This is a genomic window from Bradyrhizobium sp. Ce-3, assembly GCF_022835695.1.
GTDB lineage: Bacteria > Pseudomonadota > Alphaproteobacteria > Rhizobiales > Xanthobacteraceae > Bradyrhizobium.
This window is the reverse complement of sequence record NZ_BQUV01000007.1, coordinates 385,474-410,408: the sequence shown is the minus strand read 5'-3', so window position 1 is coordinate 410,408 and position 24,935 is coordinate 385,474. Positions and strand designations below refer to the sequence as shown.

Below are 24,935 nucleotides of genomic sequence, written 5' to 3'. Positions count from 1 at the left end.
ACGGGGCGGGTTCTACAACGTCGCGCCCTGCTTGTCTCGCCCATTGGCCCCGTAAAAGCCCAGCTGGGCCGGAGCTGAACGGCGCTGCGCGTCGTCCCGGGAGGCCGCCGCCCGGAGATCGGCGAGCTCGGTGCGGACGTGGCGGGCGTCGGCCTCGTGCTGCCGGGCGGCACGGCGCCAGCGCCCTTGCTTGAACCAGGTTCCGATGCCGCCGGCGAGCACGCCGAGGATCGCCGAAGCGATGATGACGACGAACAGCGGCAGTGTGACCGCGACCACCGGCGTCACAGAGTTGAAGGGATCAAACGACACCGTCACCCAGTGGCGGTTGGCGACTGCAAAGATGATGAAGATCAGTCCGAGCGGAATGACGACCACTGCCGTGAAGAACTTTCGCATGACCATCTCTCGCAACGATGGAGAAGGTGCGGGCACCTCGCCCGCAGCACGGCAACGCGCGACGTCGCGCGTTAGGCGTCGGCTTCGTTACGCATCGGCCTTGGGTGCGTCGACCTTGGAGCCGCCCGCCTCGGTCACGTCGCGATTGAGGCGCTCGCGCATTTCCTTGCCGGTCTTGAAGAACGGCACGCTCTTCTGATCGACCGGCACATGCTCGCCGGTGCGCGGATTGCGGCCGGCACGCGCCGGGCGATGCTTCACCGAGAATGCGCCGAAACCGCGCAGCTCGACGCGGTCGCCACGCGCCAGCGCCGCGACGATTTCATCGAGAATCGCATTCACAATATTCTCGACATCCCGCTGATAGAGGTGCGGGTTGTGCTCGGCGATGCGCTGAACAAGTTCGGATTTGATCATCGAAAATGGGATCCGGGCTCTTGCGGAAACCCATTTCCGTGAAAATGCCGTGCACTGTCAAGACGCTAAATCGATTTAGGGTGCCGTGAAATCGCGTGACAAATAGCCCAATTGGGGCATGCAGCGATTCCCGCACAGCGGGAATACCCTGATCAGTACGCCCTTCGCTGTCGGCTAGTCGGTTCCTCCGGGAGTCCACAGCGCCAGCATGCCGTCGAGCCCGAACCGGTCGACCGCCTGAGCCACACCGCCCTGCTCGATCCGCCGCGCGATGGCGCCAAGGCCGAATGCATCGAGCGTCATGGATGCCGCAGTGCGCAGGAAAGTCAGGTCGCTGAACCGCGGATTGAGCTTGTAATTGCGCACCGGCAGGTCGCTTTTGATCTTCTTCTCGGCAACCAGCCAGGCGATCGCGGTCTTTTCGTCGCCCAGCTGATCGACCAGCTTGAGATCGACCGCCTGCCGGCCGGTGAAGACGCGGCCGTCCGCGACCTTCTCCAGCAGCGCGTCGTCCATACCGCGCCGTTCCTTCACCAATCCACGGAACCATGCATAGGAATCCTTGACCAGACCGTCGATCGCGGCGCGGGCCTCGGGGCTGGTCGGCTCAAAGCCGTTGGGCGCCGCCTTCAGCGGTGAGGATTTGATCTCCTCCATCTTCACGCCGACGGTCTTGAGCAATTCCGAAACGTTGGGAAACTGGAACAGGACGCCGATCGAGCCGACCAGCGAGGTCTGCTGGGCGACGATATGGTCGGAGGCGATCGCGGTGATGTAGCCGCCCGAGGCGGCCAGACCCTCGACCACGACGACGAGCGGCTTCTTCGCCTTCAGCTGCATCAGCGAGTCGTAAAGCTGCTCGGAGCCAGCAGTGGTGCCGCCGGGCGAATTGATGTGCACGACGACCGCCGCATAGCTCGACTTGCCGAGCCGCTCCAGCGCCTCGACGCGCTCCTGGTCGCTGCGGATCAGTCCGTCGATATTGATCCGCGCGATCGTGTTCGAGGTCGAGAAGCTGCCGCGTCCGCCGGCGGCGATCACGCCCACGCCGACGATGGCCGCGATGGCAATCACTGCGGCGGCCACCCGCCAGAACGTCAGCTTGCGCCTGATACGGCGGCGGTCGACGATCACGTCCGAATCCAGCGACATCCGATCTCTCCAGAAATAGTCAGCGCGTTTTGCAGTCGCAGCGTCACTATCAGCTTAGCCAAATACATCAATTGCGACGCAATATGAAGAAAACAAGGCCCGGTAATTGGAGGTACCTGTAGCCCGGATGAAGCGAAGCGTAATCCGGGAAGGCCTCAGCCGCGGATACAAGGCCCCGGATTTCGCTGCGCTTCATCCGGGCTACGGTATTCCCCAAACAAAAGGGCCCCGGCTTTCGCCGGGGCCCCAATTGTTCGCTCAAATCGCGCGGACGCTTACTTGTCGGTGCCGCGGTTCTTCAGCGCGGTGCCGAGGATGTCGCCGAGCGTCGCACCCGAATCGGAGGAGCCGTACTGCGCGATGGCTTCCTTCTCTTCGGCGACTTCCAGCGCCTTGATCGAGACCTGCACCTTGCGGGCCTTCTTGTCGAACTGGATGACGCGGGCATCGACCTTCTCGCCGACGGCGAAGCGTTCGGCGCGCTGGTCGTTGCGATCGCGGGCCAGTTCGGACCGCTTGATGAAGGTGGTGAACTCGGTGCCCGAGATCCGGACCTCGATGCCGCTTTCCTTCACTTCGAGCACTTCGCAGGTCACGACCGCGCCCTTCTTGACGTCGCCCGGCTCCGCGAAGGGGTCGCCTTCGAGCTGCTTGACGCCGAGCGAGATGCGCTCCTTCTCGACATCGACATCGAGCACCACGGCCTTGACCATGTCGCCCTTCTTGAAGTTGTCGATGACCTGCTCGCCCGGAAGCTTCCAGTCGAGGTCGGAGAGGTGGACCATGCCGTCGACGTCGCCGTCGAGACCAAGGAACAGACCGAACTCGGTCTTGTTCTTGACCTCGCCTTCGACGGTCGAGCCGACCGGGAACTTCTCGACGAAGACTTCCCAGGGATTGCGCATGGTCTGCTTGAGACCGAGCGAGATGCGGCGCTTGACCGAATCGACTTCGAGCACCTGCACTTCGACTTCCTGCGAGGTCGACACGATCTTGCCGGGGTGCATGTTCTTCTTGGTCCACGACATCTCGGAGACGTGGATCAGGCCTTCGATGCCCGGCTCGAGCTCGACGAACGCGCCGTAGTCGGTGATGTTGGTGACGCGGCCGGTGAAGCGGGCACCCAGCGGGTACTTGGCTTCGATGCCCTGCCACGGATCATCCAGCAGCTGCTTCATGCCGAGCGAGATGCGGTGCGTCTCGTGGTTGATCTTGATGATCTTGACCTTCACGGTCTGGCCGATGGTCAGCACCTCGGTCGGGTGGTTGACGCGGCGCCAGGCGATATCGGTCACGTGCAGCAGGCCGTCGATGCCGCCGAGATCAACGAACGCACCGTAATCGGTGATGTTCTTGACCACGCCGTCGATCACCTGACCCTCTTCGAGGTTCTGCACCAGCTCCTGGCGCTGCTCAGCGCGAGTCTCTTCGAGAACCGTGCGGCGCGACACCACGATGTTGCCGCGGCGGCGATCCATCTTGAGGATCTGGAACGGCTGCGAATTGTTCATCAGCGGCGCAACGTCGCGGATCGGACGAATGTCGACCTGCGAGCGCGGCAGGAAGGCCACCGCACCGTCGAGGTCGACCGTGAAGCCGCCCTTGACCTGGTTGAAGATGACGCCGTTGACCTTTTCGTTGTTCTGGAACGCCTTCTCGAGCTTGCCCCAGCTTTCCTCGCGGCGCGCCTTGTCGCGCGACAGCACGGCTTCGCCGAGCGCATTCTCGATCCGGTCGAGGAACACTTCGACTTCGTCGCCGACCTTGAGGTCGCTCTCACGGCCGGGGCCGGCGAATTCGCGCAACGCGACGCGGCCCTCGGTCTTCAGGCCGACGTCGATGACGGCCATGTCCTTCTCAATTGCAACCACCTTGCCCTTGATGACCGAGCTTTCCTGCAGGTTGCCGCCGGCAAAGGACTCATCAAGCATCGCCGCGAAATCGTCGCGGGTCGGGGTGTAAGAAGACGCAGAATTCGAAACCATTTGTTCTCCAGATACGGGATCTCGCCGGCCATTCGGGTTGATGGGCGCACCGCTCGTGAAGTGTCAGGGATCCGCAAACCCTGACGACCGCTCATTGCAGGAGGTGCAACAGCGGGCCGGCAGTAAAACTGCACGTTCGGTACGTTTTGATGATCCGGAGCCTGAAACGAAAATATCGACTTCAAGACCTGGGAGCGGGCGTTCCTCCAGATGCGGCGAGGGTTCAAACCCGGCGCCGGCCCGCTCAGACACGGCCTCGACACCGTCGATGCTGCTCCGAACGGCGCTGATATAGCCCCGGGGCCCATTTTGGGCAAGCCGGAAATGCCCGATTTACGGGCGTTTAAGGCTAATCACGGCGCCGGGCGGCGGCACCAATCCGGCCTCTCAACGCGCTGTTGACCGAACCGCGCGAAATGCCCCGCGGGCAAATGTCCGGGAACCCGCCCTTAAGCAACGGCCCGTACGATAGCACCGTTCAGAACAGGGAGATTACCAATGAAAAGCTTTATGGTGCTGGCGGCGATCGCCGTCCTGACGATTGGAAATGCAATTGCCGCGATGCCCGGCGCTGCCCCGGCTGCGCCCGGCCGATCGGCCACGGCGGCACAGCCGCTGCTCAGCATGGCCGAGCAGGAATTGCCGTTCGACCGCTACTGGTCGAAGGACTGATCCGACGGATCCGAAGCAGAAGGTCCAAAGACCTTGGTGCGATGACCTCGTCATCGCGTTTTTCTTTGCAGGGACCGGCTGGATCAGCGCCTGGCGGCGCGCGCCGCCTCGACGATGGCGATGGCGGCACGGACACCGGCCTCGATGTCGAGGTTCGAATTATCCAGCGTGTGGGCGTCCGCGGCCGCCCGCAACGGCGCGATCGCCCGGTTCTGGTCGCGCTCGTCGCGCTTGAGGATGTCGGCCAGCACCGCCGCCTCGTCGGCATCCTCGCCGCGGGCACGGGCCTCCAGGGTCCGCCGCCGCGCCCGCACGCGGGGATCGGCGACCACGAAGATCTTCACGTCGGCATCCGGGCAGATCACGGTGCCGATGTCGCGCCCGTCCAGCACCGCGCCGGGCGGATCGGCGGCGAACTGGCGCTGGAAGTTCACCAGCGCCTCGCGCACCTTGGGAAACGCCGAGACCAAAGACGCGCCCTCACCGACCTTCTGGGTCTTCAGGATCGGATTGCCGAATTTCTCGGGGTCGAGCTCGAGCGCGACGGCGACCGCCAGCGCCTCGTCGTTGAGGTCGGCGCCCTGCGCCATCATCGCATAGGCCACCGCGCGGTAGATCACGCCGGTGTCGAGATGGCGATAGCCGTAGTGGTGAGCGAGCCGCTTGCCGAGCGTGCCCTTGCCCGAGGCGGCGGGTCCGTCGATGGCGATGATCATGAGAAATCAGCTCCGAGCGAGCGCATCATCGGAATGAAATCAGGGAAACTGGTGGCGATGAAGGCGGTGTCGTCGATCTTGACCGGCCGGTCCGACGCGCAGCCCATCACCAGCGCCGACATCGCGATCCGATGATCCATGTGGGTGGCAACGAGGCCGCCGCCCGGAACATGGCCGTGGCCCTCGACGATCAGATCGTCACCTGAGACCTCGACCTTGACGCCGTTGACGCGCAGCATGTCGGCGGTGGCTTCGAGACGATCGGATTCCTTGACCCGCAGCTCCTGCAGGCCGCGCATGATCGTGGTGCCTTCGGCGAACGCCGCCGCAACGGCCAGCACCAGATATTCGTCGATCATCGACGGCGCGCGCTCCGGCGGCACCTCGACGCCCTTCAGCTTCGAGGCCCGCACGCGCAACTGCGCCATCGGCTCGCCGGCGTCGCCGCGCACATCGCTCTCCTCGATCGAGGCGCCCATTTCGCGCAGCGTGGTGAACAGGCCGGTGCGCAGCGGATTGGTCATGACGTCGGAGAACACGACGTCGGATCCCTCGACGATCAGCGCCGCGACGATCGGGAACGCCGCCGAGGACGGATCGGCGGGCACCACGACGTTGGCGCCGCGCAGCTCGGGCTCGCCGTTCAGCGTGATGCGGCGGCCGTGGCTGCCCTCTTTCTCGGAGGAGATCTCGGCGCCGAAATGCTTCAGCATCAGCTCGGTGTGGTCGCGGCTCGCCTCCTGCTCGATGACGGTGGTGATGCCGGGCGCGGACAGGCCCGCCAGCAGCACCGCGGACTTGATCTGGGCCGAGGCGACCGGGGTCTTGTAGGTGAGCGGCACCGGATAGCGGGCGCCGTGCAGGGTCAGCGGCAGCCGGCCGCCCTCCATGATGTCGCTGGTCCGGGCGCCCATCAGCTCCAGGGGATCGAGGATCCGGCGCATCGGCCGCGAGCGCAGCGAGGCATCGCCGTCGAAAATGGCCGCGATCGGGCATCCGGCCACCGCGCCCATGACCAGCCGGCAGCCGGTGCCGGAGTTGCCGAAATCGAGCGGCGCCGCGGGCTGGGCGAAGCCGCCGACGCCGACGCCCGCGACCGACCAGGCAAAAGGCGCCGTGCGCTCCACTTTGGCGCCGAGCGCGCGCATGGATTTGGCGGTATTGAGGACGTCCTCGCCCTCCAGAAGGCCGGAAATGCGGGTTTCACCGACCGAAAGCGCCCCCAGGATCAGGGCACGGTGGGAAATCGATTTATCGCCGGGAACGCGGACCTTGCCGGCCAGGGGGCCGCAAGCGCGCGATTCCAGCGGGGTCGGGGTGTCAGATTGGGCCAAGATTGTGTCCTCTCGCGCCGCGGCAGGTATCACATAGGCAACACCGCGTCACGCGCCCGTCACTTGCGCGCAAACCGCTATTGACAGCGGCTGCTCAACTAGCCAAGTGAAGCACCGTTTTTCAGCAAAATTCTGGGATGACCACGTTGGCCAAGTCCGAGCTCGGAACCAAGCGCATTTGCCCGACCACGGGCAAGAAGTTCTACGACCTCAACAAGAATCCGGTGATTTCGCCCTACACCGGCGAGGTCGTGCCGATCGCGCCGGTTGCCCCGCCGCGGGGCCGTAGCGCGCCCGTGCATTCGCCGGCGACCGCCGCCGAGATGCCCGAAACGGCCGAGACCGAAGAGACGGTCTCGCTCGAGGAGGCCGATGCCGAGGAGAACACCGGCAAGGTCAAGGCCCAGGTTCCCGAATCCGAGGACGATATCGAGGTCGATGAGACCATCGATGACGATGACGACGACGATTCGACCTTCATCGCCGACGAGGAAGAAGGCGATGAGGACGTGACCGACATCATTGGTGACGTCGGCGGCGACGAAGAGACTTGAGATCGGCGCCGATCTGTGATCAACGGTGCTGCCGCGCGAGTCGCCTAGGCCGCGCGGGCCGGGACTGATCCCCCAGGATCGTCCCAACTGGATAAGGGGCCATAGCTCAGCTGGGAGAGCGCTTGCATGGCATGCAAGAGGTCGGCGGTTCGATCCCGCCTGGCTCCACCACGCTTCGCCCTTCGGGCTACGCGTGGCGCAGCCGCGCAGAGCCCGAGGGGCGAAGCATGGTGTCCGGCGTAGCCCGAAGGGCGAAGACGGACTGCCAAGGGTTCTGTTGCCCGCGCTTCAGTGGATGCGAATGTGGTACGTCTACATCATCCGCAGCATCAACTTCCCTGATCAGGAATACGTTGGCGCCACCGAGGATCTGAAACGACGGATTCCCGAGCACAACGCCGGCAAGTCCGCCCACACTGCAAAATTCAAGCCTTGGCACCTCGTCTGGTACTGCGCGTTTCCGGACAAATACAAAGCCCTGGCATTCGAGAAATATCTCAAATCCCACAGCGGCCGCGCCTTCGCCAAAAAGCGCCTCTGACCAGCTCGGCCGCCTACTCCCCCAGCACCGCATTCAGCCGGTCGCGCAGCGCGACGATCTCGTCCTTCATCGCCATCAGTTCGCCGACCGTGCAATCCGAGGCCGCGAGGATCGATTGCGGGACGGCCTTGGCCTTTTCGCGCAGCGCCTGACCCTGCGGCGTCAGTGCGATCAGCACGACGCGCTCATCTTCGGTGCTGCGGGTCCGCTTGATCAGCTCCGCCGCCTCCAGCCGCTTCAGGAGCGGCGTCAGCGTGCCGGAATCAAGGAACAGCCGTTCGCCGAGGTCCTTCACCGGCACGTCGTCGCGGTCCCACAGCGCCAGCATCACCAGATACTGCGGATAGGTCAGCCGGAGCCGGTCGAGCAGCGGCTTGTAGACGCGGTTGAAGGCATGTGCGGTCGAATAGACCGCAAAGCAGATCTGGTTGTCGAGCCGCAGCGCCTGATCCGCCGCCGCCTGTTTCCTGACCATGATTCCCATCGAATCCATCTCGTTTCCGGGTCATTGTGGCCGCACCGGGCCGCGAATTCAATTGCGAACAATTAAATGTGAGGCGGCATATTTTATATTGTGCACAATCTAACTGTGTGCAATACATCGCCCGTCGAATTCAAACTGAAGTCCAAACCCAAGGGAGACCACGATGTCTGTGAACGTGCTCTACAAGACCAGCGCCAAGGCAACCGGCGGCCGCGACGGCCATGCGGCAACGCTCGACGGCGCGCTCGACGTCAAGCTCACGACCCCGAAGGAGCTCGGTGGCGGCGGTGGCGCCGGCAACAATCCGGAGCAGCTGTTCGCGGCCGGCTATGCCGCGTGCTTCATCGGCGCCATGAAGTTCGTGGCCTCGCAGGGCGGCCCGAAGGTTCCCGCCGACGCCTCGGTGACCTCGACGGTCGGCATCGGCCCGCGCTCGGAAGGCGGCTTCGGCCTCGCCGTCGATCTCGCCGTCTCGCTGCCCGGCCTGTCCCGCACCGACGCCGAAGCGCTGGTCGAGAAGGCCCACCACGTGTGCCCCTATTCGAACGCGACCCGCGGCAATGTCGACGTCAAGCTGAGCGTCGTCTAAATCACCGATTGCCAATAGTCCGCCACGTGCCGCGTGGCGGACTATTGCGTTTCAAGAGAGCATTGCCTTGCTGATGCCAGTTCGCTCTTTTCGGTTCGCTTGGCGAACGCACGCGCTGCCCGCTGCATGGGCCTGCGCCGACGGAAGCATTGCTGCCCCGCCTGAAGACCGTTAGCTCTGGGACCTCGTTATCCGATCCCAACTGAGCGAAGGTTGCTTCCATGAATACCCCAGCGGCTACGGGCGCGATGACCGGACTGCGCGTGATCGATCTGACGCGCGTGCTCGGCGGCCCGTATTGCACCCAGATCCTCGCCGACCACGGCGCCGACGTGATCAAGGTCGAGCCGCCCGCCGGCGACGAGGTGCGCGACTGGGGCCCTCCCTTCCACGAGGAAGACGCGGCCTATTTCGTCGGCATCAACCGCAACAAGCGCTCGATCGGCCTCGACCTCGCCTCCGAGGGCGGCCGCGTGGTGCTGATGAAGATGCTCGAGACCGCCGATGTGCTGATCGAGAATTTCAAGCCGGGCACGCTCGACAAATGGGGCATCGGCAACGACGTGTTGCGCGGGAAATTTCCGCGCCTCGTGCACTGCCGGATCTCCGGCTTCGGCGCCGACGGCCCGCGCGGCGGCAATCCCGGCTATGACGCGATCATCCAGGCCATGACCGGCATGATCGCTGCCACCGGCTCGCCGGAGAGCGGCCCGATGCGGATCGGCGTGCCGCTGGTCGACATCACCACCGGGCTCTACGCGGCGATCGGCATCCTGATGGCGCTGTCGGAGCGGCAGCGCTCGGGGCTCGGCCAGTTCATCGAGACGACGCTGTACGAGACCGGGCTTGCGATCATGCATCCGCACACCGCGAACTATTTCATGCATGGCAAGCCGCCCTCGCTCACCGGCAACGAGCATCCCAACCTCGTGCCCTACGCGATCTTCCCGACCAAGACCGACAACATCTTCATCGGCGTCGGCAATGACGGCACCTTCCGCAAGCTCGCCAAGGAAATCGGCAAACCGGAGCTCGGCACCGATCCGCGCTTTGCCCGCAACAAGGACCGCATCGCCAATCGCGACGCGCTGCGGGTCGAGCTTGCGGCCGTGTTCAGCCAGCACGAGGCCGAGCCGCTGTGCAATCGGCTGCTCGCCGCCGGCCTACCGGCCGGCCCGGTGCAGAAAATCGACCAGGCGCTGACCAACCCGCACACGATCCACCGCGGCGACGTCATCGAGAAGGATTGGTACAAGGGCGTCGCCTCGCCGATCCGGCTCGAGCGCACCAAGCCGAGCCTGCGCCGCACGCCGCCGAAGTTCAGCCAGCACGCTGCGGAAGTGCTCGGCGAGTTCGGCTACTCCAGGGATGAGATCAACGGCCTGGTCGACAAGGGCGTGGTCTGCGGTCCCCAGCGCAAGCGCTAGCGCATTATAAGAAAGCCGGGGGCCGCTCGTATCGAACCGGCGCCCGCGCATCGCCCTGCGGTGCAACGTCGCGTCCGGCGTTGCACCGCACAGCGCCGGCGGCGATCTCCGCCTTTTTTACCGCTTCCCTTCGCCTCGGCTTCCCCCCTACCATGGCTTTCGTTTATACGGTCATTTGAACGTCATCCGGCGCTGATAACGCGCGCAACGAAAGATGATGTTCCAACCGGGAGGGGCTTTTGATGATTTTTCGACGATTAGGCGCTGCTGCTGTAGCCGCTGCTACCCTTGCATTCGCGTCGCCTGCATTTGCGGTGACCGAGATTCAATGGTGGCACGCGATGACCGGCGCCAACAATGACGTCATCGTCAAGCTGGCCAGCGACTTCAACGCCTCGCAGTCCGACTATAAGGTGATCCCGACCTACAAGGGCGGCTACGCCGACACCATGAACGCCGGCATCGCGGCATTCCGCGCCGGCAACGCGCCGCATATCATGCAGGTATTCGAGGTCGGCACCGCGACGATGATGGCCGCCACCGGCGCCGTGAAGCCGGTCTACAAGCTGATGGCCGACGCCGGCGAGAAGTTCGATCCAAGCGTCTATCTGCCCGCGATCACCGGCTACTACTCGACCTCGAAGGGCGAGATGCTGTCGTTCCCCTTCAACTCGTCGTCGACCGTGATGTGGGTCAATCTCGATGCGCTGAAGAAGGCCAACATCGCGGAGATCCCGAAGACCTGGCCGCAGGTGTTCGAGGACGCCAAGAAGCTGAAGGCCGCCGGTTACGCCACCTGCGGCTTCTCCGGCTCGTGGGTCACCTGGGTCAATCTCGAGCAGCTGTCGGCCTGGCACAACGTGCCGCTCGCCAGCAAGGCCAACGGCCTCGACGGCTTCGACACCGTGCTCGAATTCAACGGCCCGCTGCAGGTCAAGCATCTCGAGAACCTGGTCGAGCTGCAGAAGGACAAGACCTACGACTACGCCGGACGCACCAACACCGGAGAGGGCCGCTTCACCTCGGGTGAATGCCCGATCTACCTGACCTCGTCGGCCTTCTTCGGCAACGTCAAGGCGCAGGCCAAGTTCAACTTCACCGCCGCGCCGATGCCGTATTATCCCGATGTCAAGGGCGCGCCGCAGAACTCGATCATCGGCGGCGCTTCGCTCTGGGTGATGGGCGGCAAGTCGGCCGAGGAATACAAGGGCGTGGCCAAGTTCCTGACCTTCCTCTCGGACACCGACCGCCAGGTCTGGATCCACAAGGCCTCGGGCTATCTGCCGATCACCAAGGCCGCCTACGCCAAGGCCAAGGAAGAGGGCTTCTACAAGGACCAGCCCTATCTGGAGACCCCGCTGCTCGAACTCACCAACAAGGAGCCGACCGAGAATTCCCGCGGTCTGCGCCTCGGCAACATGGTGCAGCTGCGCGACATGTGGTCGGAGGAGATCGAGCAGGCGCTGGCCGGCAAGAAGACCGCCAAGCAGGCGCTGGACTCCGCCGTCGAGCGCGGCAACCAGATGCTGCGGCAGTTTGAAAAGACCGCCGTCCACTGACATGATGATGCCTTGAGGCGATCAACCGGCAGGCCGCAAGCGCGCGGCCTGCCAATTCTTTCGAGATCATGCAAAAGCAAGCGATTTTCCAGTCAAAGCTGTTGCCTTACGCGCTGGTTGCCCCGCAACTCGCGATCGTCCTGATCTTTTTCTACTGGCCGGCCGCGCAGGCGGTGATCCAGTCCTTCCTGCTGCAGGACGCCTTCGGCCTCTCCACCAGCTTCGTCTGGTTCGAGAACTATCTCGAGCTGTTCAAGGACCCGGCCTATTTCGCGGCGATCGTCCGCACCTTCGCGTTCTCGTTCGCGATCGCGGTGTCCTCGCTGTCGTTCGCCCTGCTGCTCGCTGTCATGGCCGACAGGCCGCTGCGCGGCTCGACGCTCTACCGCACGCTCTTGATCTGGCCCTATGCGGTGGCTCCGCCGGTGGTCGGCGTGCTCTGGGTGTTCATGCTGCACCCTTCGCTCGGCGTGCTGTCGCGCTATCTGCGCGCCATGGGCGTTGACTGGAATCCGCTGCTCGACGGCGACCAGGCAGCGGCCCTGATCATCCTCGCCGCGGCGTGGAAGCAGATCTCCTACAATTTCCTGTTCTTCCTCGCAGGTCTCCAGAGCATCCCGAAGAGCGTGATCGAGGCCGCCGCGATCGACGGCGCCCGTCCGATGCGGCGGTTCTGGACCGTGATCTTCCCGCTGCTGTCGCCGACCATCTTCTTCCTGCTGGTGATCAACATCGTCTACGCCTTCTTCGACACTTTCGGCATTATCGACACGATGACGCGCGGCGGTCCCGGCAAGGCGACCGAGACGCTGGTCTACAAGGTCTATACCGACGGCCTGCTCGGCGGCAATCTCGGCTCGTCGGCGGCGCAGTCGGTGATCCTGATGGTGATCGTCATCGTGCTGACCGGCATCCAGTTCCGCTTCGTCGAACGCAAGGTGACCTACTGATGGTCGAGGAGGAGGGCTTCCAGCGCTATCTGGCTCACTTCATCCTGTGGATCGGGATCGCGATCGTCGCCTTCCCGGTGTATCTGGCGATCGTCGCCTCGACCCAGGACAATGCCGTCATCGCCAACGGCCAGATGTCGCTGCTGCCCGGCGGTCATTTCTTCGAGACCTACTATCAGACGCTGTTTGTCGGCACGAGCGGCTCGACCCGCGAGCCCGTGCTCAACATGATGCTGAACTCGCTGGTGATGGCGCTTTTGATCGCAGTCGGCAAGATCGCGATCTCGATCATCTCGGCCTATGCGATCGTCTATTTCCGGTTTCCGTTCCGGATGGCGATCTTCTGGATCATCTTCATCACCCTGATGCTGCCGGTCGAGGTGCGCATCTATCCGACCTACAAGATCGTCGCCGATCTGCATCTGCTCGACAGCTATGCCGGCCTGTCGCTGCCGCTGATTGCGTCCGCCACCGCGACGCTGCTGTTCCGCCAGTTCTTCATGACGGTACCGGATGAATTGCTGGAGGCCTCGCGCATCGACGGCGCCGGCCCGTTCCGTTTCTTCTGGGATACGCTGCTGCCGCTGTCGCGCACCAACATGGCCGCGCTGTTCGTGATTTTGTTCATCCTCGGCTGGAATCAGTATCTCTGGCCGCTTCTGATCACCACGCGCGACGACATGCAGACCATCCAGGTCGGCATCCGCAAGATGATCACGACGACGGATGCGCTGACCGAATGGCCGGTGGTGATGGCGACCGCGCTGCTCGCGATGCTGCCGCCGGTGTTCGTCGTCGTCGTGATGCAGAAACTGTTCGTGCGCGGATTGGTGGAGACGGAGAAGTAATGGCCAACGTCACGCTGCGCAGCGTCCGCAAGACCTATCCCGGCGGCTTCGAGGCCATCAAGGGCGTCGATGTCGACGTCGGCGACGGCCAGTTCTGCGTGCTGGTCGGCCCCTCCGGCTGCGGCAAGTCCACGCTGCTGCGCATGGTCGCAGGCCTCGAGACCATCACCGGCGGCGAGATCGACATCGGCGGCCGCGTCGTCAACCAGGTCGAGCCGGCCGATCGCGACATCGCGATGGTGTTCCAGAACTACGCGCTCTATCCGCATATGAGCGTCTACAACAACATGGCCTACGGCCTGCGCAACCGCGGCATGGCTGAAGCCGAGATCAGGACCCGCGTCGAGGAAGCCGCGCGCGTGCTCGAGCTCTCGCCGATGCTGGAACGCAAGCCGCGCCAGCTCTCCGGCGGCCAGCGCCAGCGCGTCGCGATGGGCCGCGCCATCGTGCGCCAGCCGAAGGTATTCCTGTTCGACGAGCCGCTGTCGAACCTCGATGCCAAGCTGCGCATCGCGATGCGGGTCGAGATCCGCAAGCTGCAGCGCCGGCTCAACACCACCTCGATCTACGTCACCCACGACCAGCTCGAGGCGATGACGCTGGCCGACATCCTCGTGGTCATGAATGGCGGCCAGGTCGAGCAGATCGGCAATCCGCTGGATATCTATCAGAAGCCGGCGACCACTTTCGTCGCCTCCTTCATCGGCGCTCCGCCGATGAACCTGATGCCGCTGCGCTCCGACGAGCTGACCTCCCAGATCACGGGTGCCGACGGTGCCGGCATTGTCGGCATCCGGCCGGAGGATTTCGTGATCTCCAGCGAGACCGCATCCGGCGGCATCGCGCTCGGCCTGACGGTCGAGGCGATCGAGCATGTCGGCGCCGAGACCTTCGTCTACGGCAGCCGCCAGCGCGAGGAGCAGGGCGTTGCCGCCAACCCGGGCGAGCTGCCGCCAGGGGAGGTGATCGTCCGGGTTCCCGGCGCCACCGGACCTGCCATCGGCGAGCGGATCCGGGCAGTCGCTCCGCGCGACAAACTGCATCTCTTTACCGCCGACGGCCGCAAGCGGGTCGCAGGGTAACCGATCGGGAAGAATTTACCCTCATGTTGCGGGCGTTTAGGCTGGTTTCGGGGCTGCTTGAACGCTAACCAGATCGCCCCCATATCCCTCACTGACCGGCAGGCCAGGCGGCCCGCCGGTTGCATGGGGCGCCGCAAGGGCCCCTCAAAGTCGCTTCGAGAGGACTTTGTGATGTCTCGTGTTCCATCGTTGTCCAGTCCGTTCCTTCTGGGATTCGACGAGATCGAGCGTGCGCTCGACCGCGTCGTAAAGGGCGCCGACGGCTATCCTCCGTACAACATCGAGCGGTGCGACCGTACCAACGGCCAGCCTGAACGGCTTCGCATCACGCTGGCAGTAGCGGGCTTCACCCGCGACCAACTCGATGTAACTATTGAGGAAAATCAGCTCGTCATCCGCGGCCGCCAGCAGGACGACAAGGCTCGGCAGTACATCCATCGCGGCATTGCCGCGCGCCACTTCCAGCGCACCTTCGTGCTGGCGGAGGGGATGCAGGTGCTGGGCGCGGATCTGAAGAACGGGCTGTTGTCGATCGACCTGGCCAGGCCAGAACCTGAACGGGTCGTTAAGACAATCGCTATCAATGAGCACGAATAATAGAAACAACGAGCGGACTCGACCGCTTATCTGACTGAGGAGTCGAGACCATGAGTGAAGCGAGTATCATCTACCAATCCGACGGCGTCACGCCGGAAGCACTGGCTCATCTGGGCGAAGGCCATATCGCCTATGTGAAGCAGGTCCGTTCCGAGGACGTACCCGATCTCTTCCCGCAGGCGCCGAAGATCGCGCCGGGCCTCAAGCTGTTCGCACTGCATGCCGCCGACGGCACGCCGATCATGCTGACCGACAGCCGCGAAGCCGCGATCGCGAACGCCTGGAGCAACGAGCTGCAAGCCGTCAGCGTCCATTGACACACGGCTGAACCAAGCATCCGCGAGTTCAATGCGCGGGCATGCCTCGATACCGATCGAGGCGGCCCGCGCATTTTTTTATGACGATGTTGTCGACGTGGTGAGCAGCGGTCCCATGCTGAGTTGCACTTCGCCGGGCACATTGTACGTGCGCATGATCGCGCGGCTGTCGCGCATACCGCAAGATTCCCGCTGCACGACGAACATCCAGAGCGCGTGACCGGCTTCACGCACCAGGATGCGCCGCGCATGGTGGGCGGATGCCGGCGCCTCAGCGCGCGGCCCGGCGGCGTCGAACGCGCGCAACTTGTCGAGGGCCTGTTCCAGCGCGCGGCCCATGCGCCCGAGCGCACTCGCCCTTTCCTCGGCGAGCTCGTAAGCGAGAACGTCGACCGGAACGCGATCAAGGCGAAAATCGCGGGACATCCGTCATCCCTTGGTTCGCATGCGCAATGTTGCGCCCGTCGGTCTTCTGGCGTCGCCGGCCGGTTGTCAATAGGCGCGCACGCCTTCGATCACACCAGGCGAAAAACATCGAAAACAACCCCATGCACAGTAGCCGGCCACAGTCCGCTCAATTTGGGCCTTTCGTTTGTGCAGCTTGGGCAACGCACGATGGCTGCGGCTCCATTTCGCCCCGTCCAATTCCGTGCTGTAATCAGTCCCCGTGAAAGGCAGTGCGACAAAGGAATTTCCCGCAAGAATTATTCCCCGCCAGATCGATTGAAGGAGATGCGACCATGCAGAAGAGCGCGCTGATCAATCTCGTTGCTTCGGTGTCGATTTCCATCCTCGCGACCGGTGTCGCGATTTCCGCGCAGGACAAGTACAGCCTGCAAGTGCCTGGTGGGCTCGCGTTCTCCGAGTTCAGGGGATACGAGGACTGGCCCGTGATCGCGATCAGCGAGAACGAAGGCGTCATCGCCGTGATCCTGGGCAATCCGGCGATGATCGGCGCCTACCGCGAGGGCGTGCCCGGCAACGGCAAGCCGTTCCCGGATGGCGCCAAGATGGCGAAGATTCACTGGATCCCGAAGAAGCAGGAGGCGTATCCCGGCCAGCCGACGGTGCCGGGCGCCCAGCATGACGTCGACTTCATGGTGAAGGACAGCAAGCGGTTCGCGGATAGCGGCGGCTGGGGATACGGCGCGTTCGAGTATGATCCGGCGTCGGATGTGTTCAGGCCCGCCACCACGGCCGACAATCCGCCACAGGAGAACGACGCCAAGTGCGGTTACGCGTGCCACACCGTGGTGCAGAACCGCGACTACGTGTTCACCGAATACGGCAAGAGGTAGCTGCCGGATCGCGCGGAGCTAACGCCCGGTCAGCCGCGCGCGGATATCCGGCTTCAGCACCTTGCCGACCTTGGAACGCGGAAGATCGTCCCAGACCTCGATCTGCTTCGGCGTCTTGATGCTGCCGATCTGCAGCTTGACGAATGCCGCCAGCGCCGCCGCATCGACGATGTGGCCGGCGCGCGGCTGCACCACGGCGACGATCCGCTCGCCCCATTTGTCGTCGGGCAGTCCGATCACCGCGCAGTCCTGCACCGCTTCGTGGGCACGCAACGCGTTCTCGACCTCGATCGAGTAGACGTTGAAGCCGCCCGTGATGATCATGTCCTTGGCGCGGTCGACGATGTAGAGATAGCCGTCGCCGTCGATGTAACCGATGTCGCCGGTGTGGTGCCAGCCATGCGCCGAGGCTTCGCGCGTCGCTTGCGGGTTCTTGTAGTAGCCGTCCATGACAAGCGAGCCGCGCACCACGATCTCGCCGCGCGATCCGGCGGGCAGCAGCTTGCCGTCACCGTCCATGATGCCGGCCTGCACCAGCGGGCCGATCCGCCCGGCGGACGCAAGGCGCTCCATCGCGATCGAGCCATCTGCGTTGTAGTGATCGGCCGGCGCCATCATCGAAATCATCATCGGCGCCTCGGTCTGGCCGAACAGCTGCGCCATCGGCCCGATCCGCCGCAAGGCTTCCGCGAGTCGCGTCGCCGAGATCGGCGCGGCGCCATACCAGAAGCATTGCAGCGAGCTGCGATCGGCCGCATCGAGCCCGGGATGATCGAGCAGCATGTAGATCACGGTCGGCGGCAGGAAGGTGTGGGTGACGCGATAGCGCTCGATCAACGCCAGGAACTCGCCGATATCAGGGTGATGCATGATCACGATGCGGCCGCCGAGCGTCATGATCGGAAAACACAGCACGCCGGCGGCATGGGTCAGCGGCGCCAGCGCGAGATAGACCGGGCGGCCCTTGAACGGGTAGCCCATCAGGGTCAGCGCGGTCATCGCCTCGATGTTGCGCCCCGAGAGCATCACCCCCTTGGGCTTGCCTGTGGTGCCGCCGGTGCCGGGGATCATCGCGAGATCGTCGATCGTGTCGCGCTGATAGAGATCATCGGCGAGCCCGCCGAGCCATTGGTCGAAGGACGACGCGAACGGCAACTCGGTATCGAGGCAGACCAGCGCGCGCAGCTTGGGCAGATCCTGCCTGACGGCGTCGACCATCGGCGCGAAGCTCGAATGAAACAGCAGCAGGCTGCAATCGAACTGGTCGAGGATGAACTTGTTCTCGGTCGCCTCGTTGCGCGGATTGATCGGGCACCACACCGCCGCGGCACGCGAGATGCCGAACACGCAGGCGAAGGCAAGCGGATCGTTGCCGGACAGGATCGCGACCTTCTCGCCGGGAGCGATGCCCGATCGCTCGAGCCCGCGCGCGATCCGGTAACTCAGCCGTTGTACCTCGCCATAGCTGAGATCGCGGCCGTCCATGGTGAGGCATGGCGCATCAATACCGAGCGAGGCACCCTTGTCGAGATAATCGATGAAGCGCATGGCAAGTCCCGCGCAAGAGGCGGGTGACGCGCGACTGCGTCACCCGCGAAGGTGCGTTTTCGAGCAAACTGGCAATCGGTTCGCTTGCCGAAAACGCTTCAGGGAGGGCAGTGTTGAGCCCCGATCCGATCGGGGCTCAAGATCAATCATGCACGGTCAGCACCGGCTTGCCGACGAGACCGAAGCTGCGCAATTGCCCGAGCAGCTCGTGATGGCCGAACGCCTGGCAGCCGGAGGCGAAGCCTGTGCGCTTCGGCGGCTGCTGCAGCAGATATGCGGCAGCAAAGGCTTGCAGCATGCCGGTCTGCTTGTAGTTGCTGTTGCCGTAGATGACGCAGTGCGCGCGCCCCAGCGGGCCGGAGGCGTACACCGAATCCATCGACTTGTTGACGCGCGGGTTCTCGCGCGGCGGCATGGTGTTCATCACGCCGGCGGCGGTCTGCGCCAACGCGGCATAGCGCTCGTCCGGTTTCATGCCCTTGGTCGCCTCCAGCGCGGCGGCGACGATCTGCGGCACGCCGAGCATCAAGGCGCGGTTGAACACGCCGCCCAGCACCTTGACGTTGGCCACGCGCGGATCGCGCTTGAACCACACCGGATGCGAGGTGCCGCCCCAGGGCAGCGCCAGCGCCAGCTCGTGCTGGCCGGGGATCGCAAGGTTGTAGAGACCGGCATCGGGCTGATGCTCGACATACTTGTTCTGCTCCAGATAGTAGGCCTTGGCCATCGCGGCGTTGACCAGGATGGTCTGCGTCGAGGCGATGGTCGGGCTGCCGCCCCAGAACACGGCGATATCAAGCGTGTCGAGGCCGGGCGTCTCCAGGCACAGCTGGGCCGCGATCTCGCCGGTGGTGTACATCTGCGCGATGCCCGGCGCCAGCAGCAGGCCGGCATTGGCGAACTTGGTGCCGAACTCCTGATCGAGCATGATCAGCCAGTCCTGCTCGCCGGTCGTGTCGGTGTAGTGGCACTTGGCCGCGAGGCAGGCCTGCACCACCTCGACGCCGAATTTGGCAAACGGGCCCACGGTGTTGAGCACTACCGAGGCGCCCTTGAACAACTCGGTCAGCGCGGCCGCGGTGTGCGGCACCGTCACCACCTCATAGTCGGCGGTCTCGATGCCGGCGACGTTCGACTTCATCGCCGCGTTGAGCTTGTCGGCGCTGCGGCCGGCGGCGATGAAGGGGATGTTGTACTCGCGCAGATATTCGCAGACCAGCCGACCGGTGTAGCCGGACGCGCCATAGACGATGACGGGCTTCTTCTCGCTCATTGCGTTCCTCCGAAATATTTGTTGTCGGCTTTGCTGCTACATGCCCATGCCGCCATCGACCGGCAGGCCGATGCCGGTGATGAAACGGGCCTCGTTCGAGCACAGGAACACCGCGGCATCGGCGATGTCGGTGACCTCGGCGAGCTTGCCGAGCGGCGTCTGCTCCACCACCGAGCCGACGGCGGCATTGACGTCCGGCGCCAGGCCGATCTTGACGATGTCATTGGCGAGCTGCAGGCCCATGTCGGTCGGGATCAGGCCGGGGTAGATGCAGTTGACGCGGACGCCGTAGCCGAGCTTGCCGGCCTCCATCGCGCCGACCCGCGTCATGCGGTCGACCGCGGATTTGGTGCCGGAATAGACCGCGATGCTCGGGAACGCGATCGTCGCCGCGACGGAGGCGATGTTGACCACAGCGCCGCCCTTGCCCGCGGCTCCGCCGGGCCGCATCGCGCGGAAGGCGTGCTTCATGCCGAGCACGGTGCCGACGATGTTGACGTCGCACATGCGGCGCGCGTCCTCGGCCTTGATGTCGGCCACCAGCGAGGTGATCTCGATGCCGGCATTGTTGATCAGGATGTCGAAGCCGCCGAGGGTTTCGACGGTGGCTGCGGCGGCCCGCTCCCATTGCGCATCGTCGGTGACGTCGAGTTTTGCAAAGCCGGTCTTCACGCCCGCCTTGGCGATCTCGGCGGCACTGGCCTTGCCGGCGTCGTCGAGAATGTCTCCGATCATCACCGCGGCGCCGGACCGTGCCAGTGCCTGCGCGATCGCCGCGCCAATCCCCCGGGCGCCGCCGGTGACCAGGGCTTTCCTGCCTTCAAGGCTCTTCCCACTCATGACGTAGTCCTCCCTTTGCTTGGTGATTTTGGCTTGGCGATTTCGATCGGTGCCGTGGCCGTCGGCAGCACGGGCCGGCGGTCGCATGGTCTCAGCGCAATGGTGGTGGCGGCCGACGTCGGCGGGGCGCAGCGTTGGCGCGCCCGGCAGTGCATTTCCTCCTTGATATCGTTAGGTCAACCGTCTTGACGGTTGTCCAAATTATTTCGGCAACCCTCGTCCAGGAACTTGACACTTGTCAAGTCTGAATTTGACAAGTGTCAAAGATGATGATTGTGAAGAGATGGAGCACGCCGTGTCCGGCGCGGTATAAGTTGCTGCAGGGAAGAGACAGGAAAGGCACGGAATGGCGCGGCAAGCGACAGGAGCGGCCCAGCGGGTGGCTGTAGCGTCCGAGGCGCTGCGCGACGAGAAGTTCAACGCGCGGCGCATCGAGCTTGCGGAGGCGGCGCTGGAAACGCTCGGCGAGCTCGGCTTCGCGCGCACCAGCCTGCGCGAGATCGCGCAGAACTCCGCATTCACGCACGGCGTGTTTCACTACTACTTCAGCGACAAGCTCGATCTGATCTGCTGCTGCGTACGTCACTACAAGGCGAAATGCGTGACGCGCTATGACGAGGTGGTGACGACGGCGCGAAGCCGCGACGAATTGACCGAAGGTTTCCTCGCCAAGCTCGCTGCGACGTTGCGCGACGAAGCCCGCATGCACCGGCTCTGGTACGACCTGCGCTCGCAGGCGATGTTCGAGCCCGCGTTTCGCAAGGACGTGCTCGAGATCGACAAGAGCCTCGAAGCGATGATCTGGCGAATCGCCACGCGCTACGCCGAGCTCGGCAACAGGAAGCCGGCCTCGTCTCCGGCGGCGCTCTACGCGTTGTTCGACGGCCTGTTCCAGAGCGCGCTGCTCAGGCATCTCGCGAATGATGAGAAGGCCGTTCCGGATCTGCTCGAAGAGGTCCGCCGTCTGCTGCCGACGATCTGCTGAGAGAATTGCGAATGCTTCGTAGCCCGGATGGAGCGCAGCGAAATCCGGGATTCGCGCCAGTCGCGGGATTTGCCCCGGATTGCGCTTCGCTTCATCCGGGCTACGCAAGTTGAAACGATCGCGCATCGTCGTGCGCGATCACGTGACAAGCAGGCTATGTCCTGGTGACAGTTGCGCGAACGAATTCGCCGATGCGGACGATTACGCCGCGCTCGCCGGCGGCAGCGCGAGCACCGAGTAGATCGCCTGGGCGTCGCGCGAGGCACGCAGCTTCTTGGCGACGTCCTGGTCGCGCAGCAGGCGGGCGATCCGCGCCAGCGCCTTGAGGTGGTCGGCGCCGGCGCCTTCCGGCGCCAGCAGCAGGAAGATCAGGTCGACCGGCTGGCCGTCCATCGCCTCGAAATCGATCGGACGCTCGAGCCGTGCGAACAGGCCGAACAGCTTCTCGAGCTTCGGCAGCTTGCCGTGCGGAATGGCGACGCCATAGCCGACCGCCGTGGTGCCGAGCTTCTCGCGCTGCAACAGCACCTCGAACACCGCGCGTTCGTTCTGCCCGGTCAACGCCGACGCGCGCGCCGCAAGTTCCTGCAGCGCCTGCTTCTTGCTGATGACTTTCAAAGCAGGAAGTATCGCCTCGGGTGCGACCAAATCGGTAATCGGCATTGGGACGTTCCGAGGTGAATGAACCGTCAGGTTGCGAAATAGGTTTTACAGCGGCGGCGTCAAGAAGTTGAGGTGGGATGCGGGCTTAGCCCGGGTCCAGCTGGCAGGGCTTCTACTCCAACGTATCGGCGGTGCCAACACCTGCGAACCCTGTTCCGCCCCCCTTATTGCTGGAGGCGGCGGACCATAAGCAGGGCTGGCTTCGGACGTCAATGCCATGGGCCAACTATCCTCAGGGGCTCACCGCCGGCGGATCGACCCAGCCGACATTGCCGTCCGTGCGGCGGTATATGATGTTCAACCGGCCACTGCCGCCATGCTGGAACACCAGGCAGGAGGCGCCGCTCAGGTCGAGCTCCATCACGGCTTCGCTCACCGACAGCCGCTTCAGCGCGGTGGTTGCCTCCGCAATGATCACCGGGCTGTACTCGGTGACCTCGTCCTCGTTCTCCGGCGCTTCGATGATATAGCTCGGCGCGTCGAGCCCAACACCATTCAATTCGGCAAGCGCTGCGGTCGCGGCATAGGTCTTGCGGGCCGAGCGATCCTTCAACCGGCTCTTGTAGCGGCGCAGCCGCTTCTCGATCATCAGGAGCGCCGCATCCGCGCTGGCATAGGCGTCGGCGGCGTTGGATTCGGCTTCCAGCGTGATGCCGGAATCAAGATGCAGCGCGCAGTCGGTTCGGAAGCCGAAGCCATCCTTGCTCAGCGTGATGTGACCGGAATAGTTGCCATCAAAATACTTTCGCAGGACCTCGTCGGTGCGCTCGCTGACGCGCGCACGAAGCGCCTCGCCGATGCTGATGCTCTTTCCCGAGATTCGAAGGGTCATTTGATGCCTCAATTGCTGGATGCCTCGGTCACTCTTGCAGGAGCATGATGCTTGCTGGGCTTCCGGTCACCTCCCTTGCTGGACGACGCTTCGCCTGGAACGATTGAGACTATCCCGATTTGGCGCGAACGCAACGAGCGCATGGCCCGCTCCGTACTCGGACGGAGCTATGCTCTAGAAGTAACCTAAACGGGGGCTGTATCGCGCGAGCGGTCGGGCGAGGTGGCAGGAGCCGAAAGGGCATTACCGAGCATGCTCTGTTTGTCACGGCGGCGCTGCACCGAGGACGGTATCCGCATCGCCTCGCGATATTTCGCGACGGTGCGGCGGGCAATATCAATGCCCGAGGCGCGCAAACGTTCCACGATCGTGTCGTCGGACAGGATCGCCGACGGCGCCTCGCCGTCGATCAATTGCTTGATGTGGTGGCGCACCGCTTCGGCCGAGTGAGCCTCGCCGCCGTCGGCGGAGGCGATCGACGCAGTGAAAAAATACTTCAATTCAAAACTGCCGCGATTGGTCGCCATGTATTTGTTGGCGGTGACGCGCGACACCGTCGATTCATGCATCTGGATCGCGTCCGCCACTGCCTTGAGATTGAGCGGCCGCAGATGCGCGACACCGTAGGTGAAGAAACCGTCCTGCTGGCGAACGATCTCGGTCGCGACCTTCAGGATGGTGCGGGCGCGCTGATCGAGCGCGCGCACCAGCCAGGTCGCGTTCTGCAGGCAGTCGGTGAAGTAAGATTTATCACCGTCCTTGCGGATCGTCTTCGACAGCTCAGAGTAATAGGTCTGGTTGACCAGCACGCGCGGCAGAGTGTCGCTGTTGAGCTCGACATGCCAGCCGCCGTCGGGACCCGGACGCACATAGACGTCGGGCACCATGGTCTGCGTCCGCGACGTCCCGAACTTCAACCCGGGCTTCGGATCGAGCCGGCGGATCTCCGCGATCATGTCGGTGATGTCTTCGTCGTCGACCCCGCAGAGCTTTCGCAAGGCCGCGATGTCGCGCTTGGCGAGCAGGTCGAGATGCTCGACCAGCGCCTGCATCGCCGGATCGTAGCGATCGAGCTCGCGCAGCTGGATCGCGAGGCACTCACTGAGGTTTCGTGCGCACACGCCCGGCGGGTCGAATTTCTGCAGCACCGCGACGACCTCGTCGACCGCCTGCTGCGACGCACCGAGCCGTTCGGCGGCCTGGCCGAGATCGGCCGGCAAGTAGCCGGCGTCGTCGACCAGGTCGATCAGATACTGCCCGATCATGCGCTGCGCCGGCGCCGAGAACGCCACCGCGAGCTGTTCGGCAAGGTGGTCGGCCAGCGTCAGTTCGGCGGCCACGAAGGCTTCGAGATTATATTCGTCGTCACTGGAGGCGCCGCCACCCCATTCGGTGTACACCGATGGTGGCGCGTCCTGGGCAGCGCGCGCGGCGGCTTCGGCCGGCTCCTCGGAGAACACGTTGTCGAGCCCGGTATCGAGCGTCTGCTCGATCTCGGCGCGGGTGCCGAGGTCGCGGTTCAGCCATTCCTCCTGGCCGGGTTCGAAGGCAGCCTCGCTGCCCGAGCCCGCAGCCATGTCGGAGCCGTCGTCGCCGTAGCTCGAGGAACTATCGGAATCGCCGTAGTCCGGCCGCTCCATGGCCGGCTCGCCCGGCACCGGCGGTTCCGGACCGTCGGCGGACCGCTCGAGCAGCGGATTGCGCTCCAGCTCCTCCTCGACAAAGGCCGACAGGTCCAGGTTCGACAGTTGCAGCAGCTTGATCGCCTGCATCAGCTGCGGCGTCATCACCAGTGACTGCGACTGGCGGAACTCTAGTCTTTGCGTCAGTGCCATGGAGGCAAGATCGACCCTAAAAGTTGGCTCGATTCTTG

The 24,935-nt window shown here is 64.2% G+C and carries 27 protein-coding genes and 1 tRNA gene; 14 read left to right on the top strand and 14 right to left on the bottom strand.

Annotated features, from left to right (window positions below; genetic code table 11):
* Positions 1-12: 12 nt before the first annotated feature.
* From BRSPCE3_RS25405 to rpsA, 4 genes are all read right to left on the bottom strand, one after another.
* Positions 13-399, bottom strand: coding sequence for a lipopolysaccharide assembly LapA domain-containing protein (locus BRSPCE3_RS25405; RefSeq protein ID WP_244069016.1), 387 nt, complete (start codon positions 397-399; stop codon positions 13-15).
* Between the two features lie 87 nt (positions 400-486).
* Positions 487-816 (bottom strand): integration host factor subunit beta, encoded by a 330-nt coding sequence (locus BRSPCE3_RS25400; protein ID WP_244069015.1) that lies wholly within the window; start codon positions 814-816, stop codon positions 487-489.
* Between the two features lie 174 nt (positions 817-990).
* Positions 991-1,968 (bottom strand): signal peptide peptidase SppA, encoded by a 978-nt coding sequence (sppA, locus tag BRSPCE3_RS25395; protein WP_244069014.1) that lies wholly within the window; start codon positions 1,966-1,968, stop codon positions 991-993.
* Between the two features lie 275 nt (positions 1,969-2,243).
* Positions 2,244-3,953 (bottom strand): 30S ribosomal protein S1, encoded by a 1,710-nt coding sequence (rpsA, locus tag BRSPCE3_RS25390; RefSeq protein ID WP_076863580.1) that lies wholly within the window; start codon positions 3,951-3,953, stop codon positions 2,244-2,246.
* A 498-nt stretch (positions 3,954-4,451) separates the two neighbouring features.
* Here rpsA and BRSPCE3_RS25385 point away from each other — a divergent pair, with 498 nt between their 5' ends.
* Positions 4,452-4,625, top strand: coding sequence for a hypothetical protein (locus BRSPCE3_RS25385; RefSeq protein ID WP_244069013.1), 174 nt, complete (start codon positions 4,452-4,454; stop codon positions 4,623-4,625).
* A gap of 83 nt (positions 4,626-4,708) precedes the next feature.
* Here BRSPCE3_RS25385 and cmk read toward each other — a convergent pair whose 3' ends face one another.
* Positions 4,709-5,341 (bottom strand): (d)CMP kinase, encoded by a 633-nt coding sequence (gene cmk, locus BRSPCE3_RS25380; RefSeq protein WP_244069012.1) that lies wholly within the window; start codon positions 5,339-5,341, stop codon positions 4,709-4,711.
* Positions 5,338-6,675 (bottom strand): 3-phosphoshikimate 1-carboxyvinyltransferase, encoded by a 1,338-nt coding sequence (aroA, locus tag BRSPCE3_RS25375; RefSeq protein ID WP_244069011.1) that lies wholly within the window; start codon positions 6,673-6,675, stop codon positions 5,338-5,340. The genes cmk and aroA overlap by 4 nt, the downstream gene beginning before the upstream one ends.
* A 146-nt stretch (positions 6,676-6,821) precedes the next feature.
* Between aroA and BRSPCE3_RS25370 the strand changes: the two genes are divergently transcribed.
* The 3 genes from BRSPCE3_RS25370 (at position 6,822) to BRSPCE3_RS25360 (ending at position 7,770) form a co-directional block, all read left to right on the top strand.
* Entirely contained in the window at positions 6,822-7,229 is a 408-nt protein-coding gene (locus BRSPCE3_RS25370; protein ID WP_244069059.1) for a TIGR02300 family protein, read from the top strand.
* A gap of 95 nt (positions 7,230-7,324) precedes the next feature.
* A tRNA-Ala gene (locus BRSPCE3_RS25365) sits at positions 7,325-7,400 on the top strand.
* Between the two features lie 106 nt (positions 7,401-7,506).
* The gene (locus BRSPCE3_RS25360; RefSeq protein ID WP_244069010.1) at positions 7,507-7,770 is read left to right on the top strand and encodes a GIY-YIG nuclease family protein; all 264 of its coding nucleotides are present in this window, start codon (positions 7,507-7,509) and stop codon (positions 7,768-7,770) included.
* Between the two features lie 13 nt (positions 7,771-7,783).
* On the opposite strand, the gene BRSPCE3_RS25355 is transcribed toward BRSPCE3_RS25360, so the two are convergent.
* Complete coding sequence (locus BRSPCE3_RS25355; RefSeq protein ID WP_244069058.1) at positions 7,784-8,245, bottom strand: MarR family winged helix-turn-helix transcriptional regulator; 462 nt, start codon at positions 8,243-8,245, stop codon at positions 7,784-7,786.
* A gap of 172 nt (positions 8,246-8,417) precedes the next feature.
* Here BRSPCE3_RS25355 and BRSPCE3_RS25350 point away from each other — a divergent pair, with 172 nt between their 5' ends.
* The 8 genes from BRSPCE3_RS25350 (at position 8,418) to BRSPCE3_RS25315 (ending at position 15,623) form a co-directional block, all read left to right on the top strand.
* A complete protein-coding gene (locus BRSPCE3_RS25350; RefSeq protein WP_244069009.1) occupies positions 8,418-8,843 on the top strand; it encodes an organic hydroperoxide resistance protein in 426 nt (141 codons plus the stop codon).
* Positions 8,844-9,064: 221 nt separating this feature from the next.
* On the top strand, positions 9,065-10,270 hold the full coding sequence (locus BRSPCE3_RS25345) for a CaiB/BaiF CoA-transferase family protein (protein WP_244069008.1): 1,206 nt from the start codon (positions 9,065-9,067) through the stop codon (positions 10,268-10,270).
* Between the two features lie 242 nt (positions 10,271-10,512).
* Positions 10,513-11,829, top strand: coding sequence for a sn-glycerol-3-phosphate ABC transporter substrate-binding protein UgpB (ugpB, locus tag BRSPCE3_RS25340; protein WP_244069007.1), 1,317 nt, complete (start codon positions 10,513-10,515; stop codon positions 11,827-11,829).
* Positions 11,830-11,897: 68 nt separating this feature from the next.
* On the top strand, positions 11,898-12,779 hold the full coding sequence (gene ugpA, locus BRSPCE3_RS25335) for a sn-glycerol-3-phosphate ABC transporter permease UgpA (protein WP_244069006.1): 882 nt from the start codon (positions 11,898-11,900) through the stop codon (positions 12,777-12,779).
* The gene (gene ugpE / locus BRSPCE3_RS25330) at positions 12,779-13,627 is read left to right on the top strand and encodes a sn-glycerol-3-phosphate ABC transporter permease UgpE (RefSeq protein WP_244069005.1); all 849 of its coding nucleotides are present in this window, start codon (positions 12,779-12,781) and stop codon (positions 13,625-13,627) included. The genes ugpA and ugpE overlap by 1 nt, the downstream gene beginning before the upstream one ends.
* Positions 13,627-14,709, top strand: coding sequence for a sn-glycerol-3-phosphate import ATP-binding protein UgpC (locus BRSPCE3_RS25325; RefSeq protein WP_244069004.1), 1,083 nt, complete (start codon positions 13,627-13,629; stop codon positions 14,707-14,709). Before ugpE ends, BRSPCE3_RS25325 begins: the two co-directional genes overlap by 1 nt.
* Positions 14,710-14,880: 171 nt before the next feature.
* On the top strand, positions 14,881-15,306 hold the full coding sequence (locus BRSPCE3_RS25320) for an Hsp20 family protein (RefSeq protein WP_092120814.1): 426 nt from the start codon (positions 14,881-14,883) through the stop codon (positions 15,304-15,306).
* A gap of 50 nt (positions 15,307-15,356) precedes the next feature.
* Positions 15,357-15,623: a DUF1150 domain-containing protein gene (locus BRSPCE3_RS25315; protein ID WP_244069003.1), complete on the top strand. Its 267-nt coding sequence runs from the start codon at positions 15,357-15,359 to the stop codon at positions 15,621-15,623.
* Positions 15,624-15,701: 78 nt separating this feature from the next.
* On the opposite strand, the gene BRSPCE3_RS25310 is transcribed toward BRSPCE3_RS25315, so the two are convergent.
* Entirely contained in the window at positions 15,702-16,049 is a 348-nt protein-coding gene (locus BRSPCE3_RS25310; protein ID WP_244069002.1) for a DUF6665 family protein, read from the bottom strand.
* A gap of 314 nt (positions 16,050-16,363) precedes the next feature.
* Between BRSPCE3_RS25310 and BRSPCE3_RS25305 the strand changes: the two genes are divergently transcribed.
* Positions 16,364-16,921, top strand: a complete 558-nt coding sequence (locus BRSPCE3_RS25305) for a cytochrome P460 family protein (RefSeq protein WP_244069001.1) — start codon at positions 16,364-16,366, stop codon at positions 16,919-16,921.
* Positions 16,922-16,939: 18 nt separating this feature from the next.
* Here the strand turns inward: BRSPCE3_RS25305 and BRSPCE3_RS25300 are convergent, their stop codons facing one another.
* From BRSPCE3_RS25300 to BRSPCE3_RS25290, 3 genes are all read right to left on the bottom strand, one after another.
* A complete protein-coding gene (locus tag BRSPCE3_RS25300; RefSeq protein WP_244069000.1) occupies positions 16,940-18,469 on the bottom strand; it encodes an AMP-binding protein in 1,530 nt (509 codons plus the stop codon).
* Positions 18,470-18,611: 142 nt separating this feature from the next.
* Complete coding sequence (locus tag BRSPCE3_RS25295) at positions 18,612-19,742, bottom strand: DUF5938 domain-containing protein (RefSeq protein WP_244068999.1); 1,131 nt, start codon at positions 19,740-19,742, stop codon at positions 18,612-18,614.
* A gap of 36 nt (positions 19,743-19,778) precedes the next feature.
* Complete coding sequence (locus tag BRSPCE3_RS25290; protein ID WP_244068998.1) at positions 19,779-20,582, bottom strand: SDR family NAD(P)-dependent oxidoreductase; 804 nt, start codon at positions 20,580-20,582, stop codon at positions 19,779-19,781.
* 379 nt (positions 20,583-20,961) lie between these two features.
* Here BRSPCE3_RS25290 and BRSPCE3_RS25285 point away from each other — a divergent pair, with 379 nt between their 5' ends.
* The gene (locus tag BRSPCE3_RS25285) at positions 20,962-21,567 is read left to right on the top strand and encodes a TetR/AcrR family transcriptional regulator (protein ID WP_244068997.1); all 606 of its coding nucleotides are present in this window, start codon (positions 20,962-20,964) and stop codon (positions 21,565-21,567) included.
* 201 nt (positions 21,568-21,768) lie between these two features.
* On the opposite strand, the gene ptsN is transcribed toward BRSPCE3_RS25285, so the two are convergent.
* The 3 genes from ptsN to rpoN form a co-directional block, all read right to left on the bottom strand.
* Positions 21,769-22,230 (bottom strand): PTS IIA-like nitrogen regulatory protein PtsN, encoded by a 462-nt coding sequence (gene ptsN / locus BRSPCE3_RS25280; protein ID WP_139479410.1) that lies wholly within the window; start codon positions 22,228-22,230, stop codon positions 21,769-21,771.
* A 232-nt stretch (positions 22,231-22,462) separates the two neighbouring features.
* Positions 22,463-23,062: a ribosome hibernation-promoting factor, HPF/YfiA family gene (hpf, locus tag BRSPCE3_RS25275; RefSeq protein WP_244068996.1), complete on the bottom strand. Its 600-nt coding sequence runs from the start codon at positions 23,060-23,062 to the stop codon at positions 22,463-22,465.
* 185 nt (positions 23,063-23,247) lie between these two features.
* Positions 23,248-24,897 carry an RNA polymerase factor sigma-54 gene (rpoN, locus tag BRSPCE3_RS25270; RefSeq protein WP_244068995.1) on the bottom strand — a complete coding sequence of 550 codons (1,650 nt, stop codon included), beginning with the start codon at positions 24,895-24,897 and terminating at the stop codon, positions 23,248-23,250.
* Positions 24,898-24,935 lie beyond the last annotated feature (38 nt).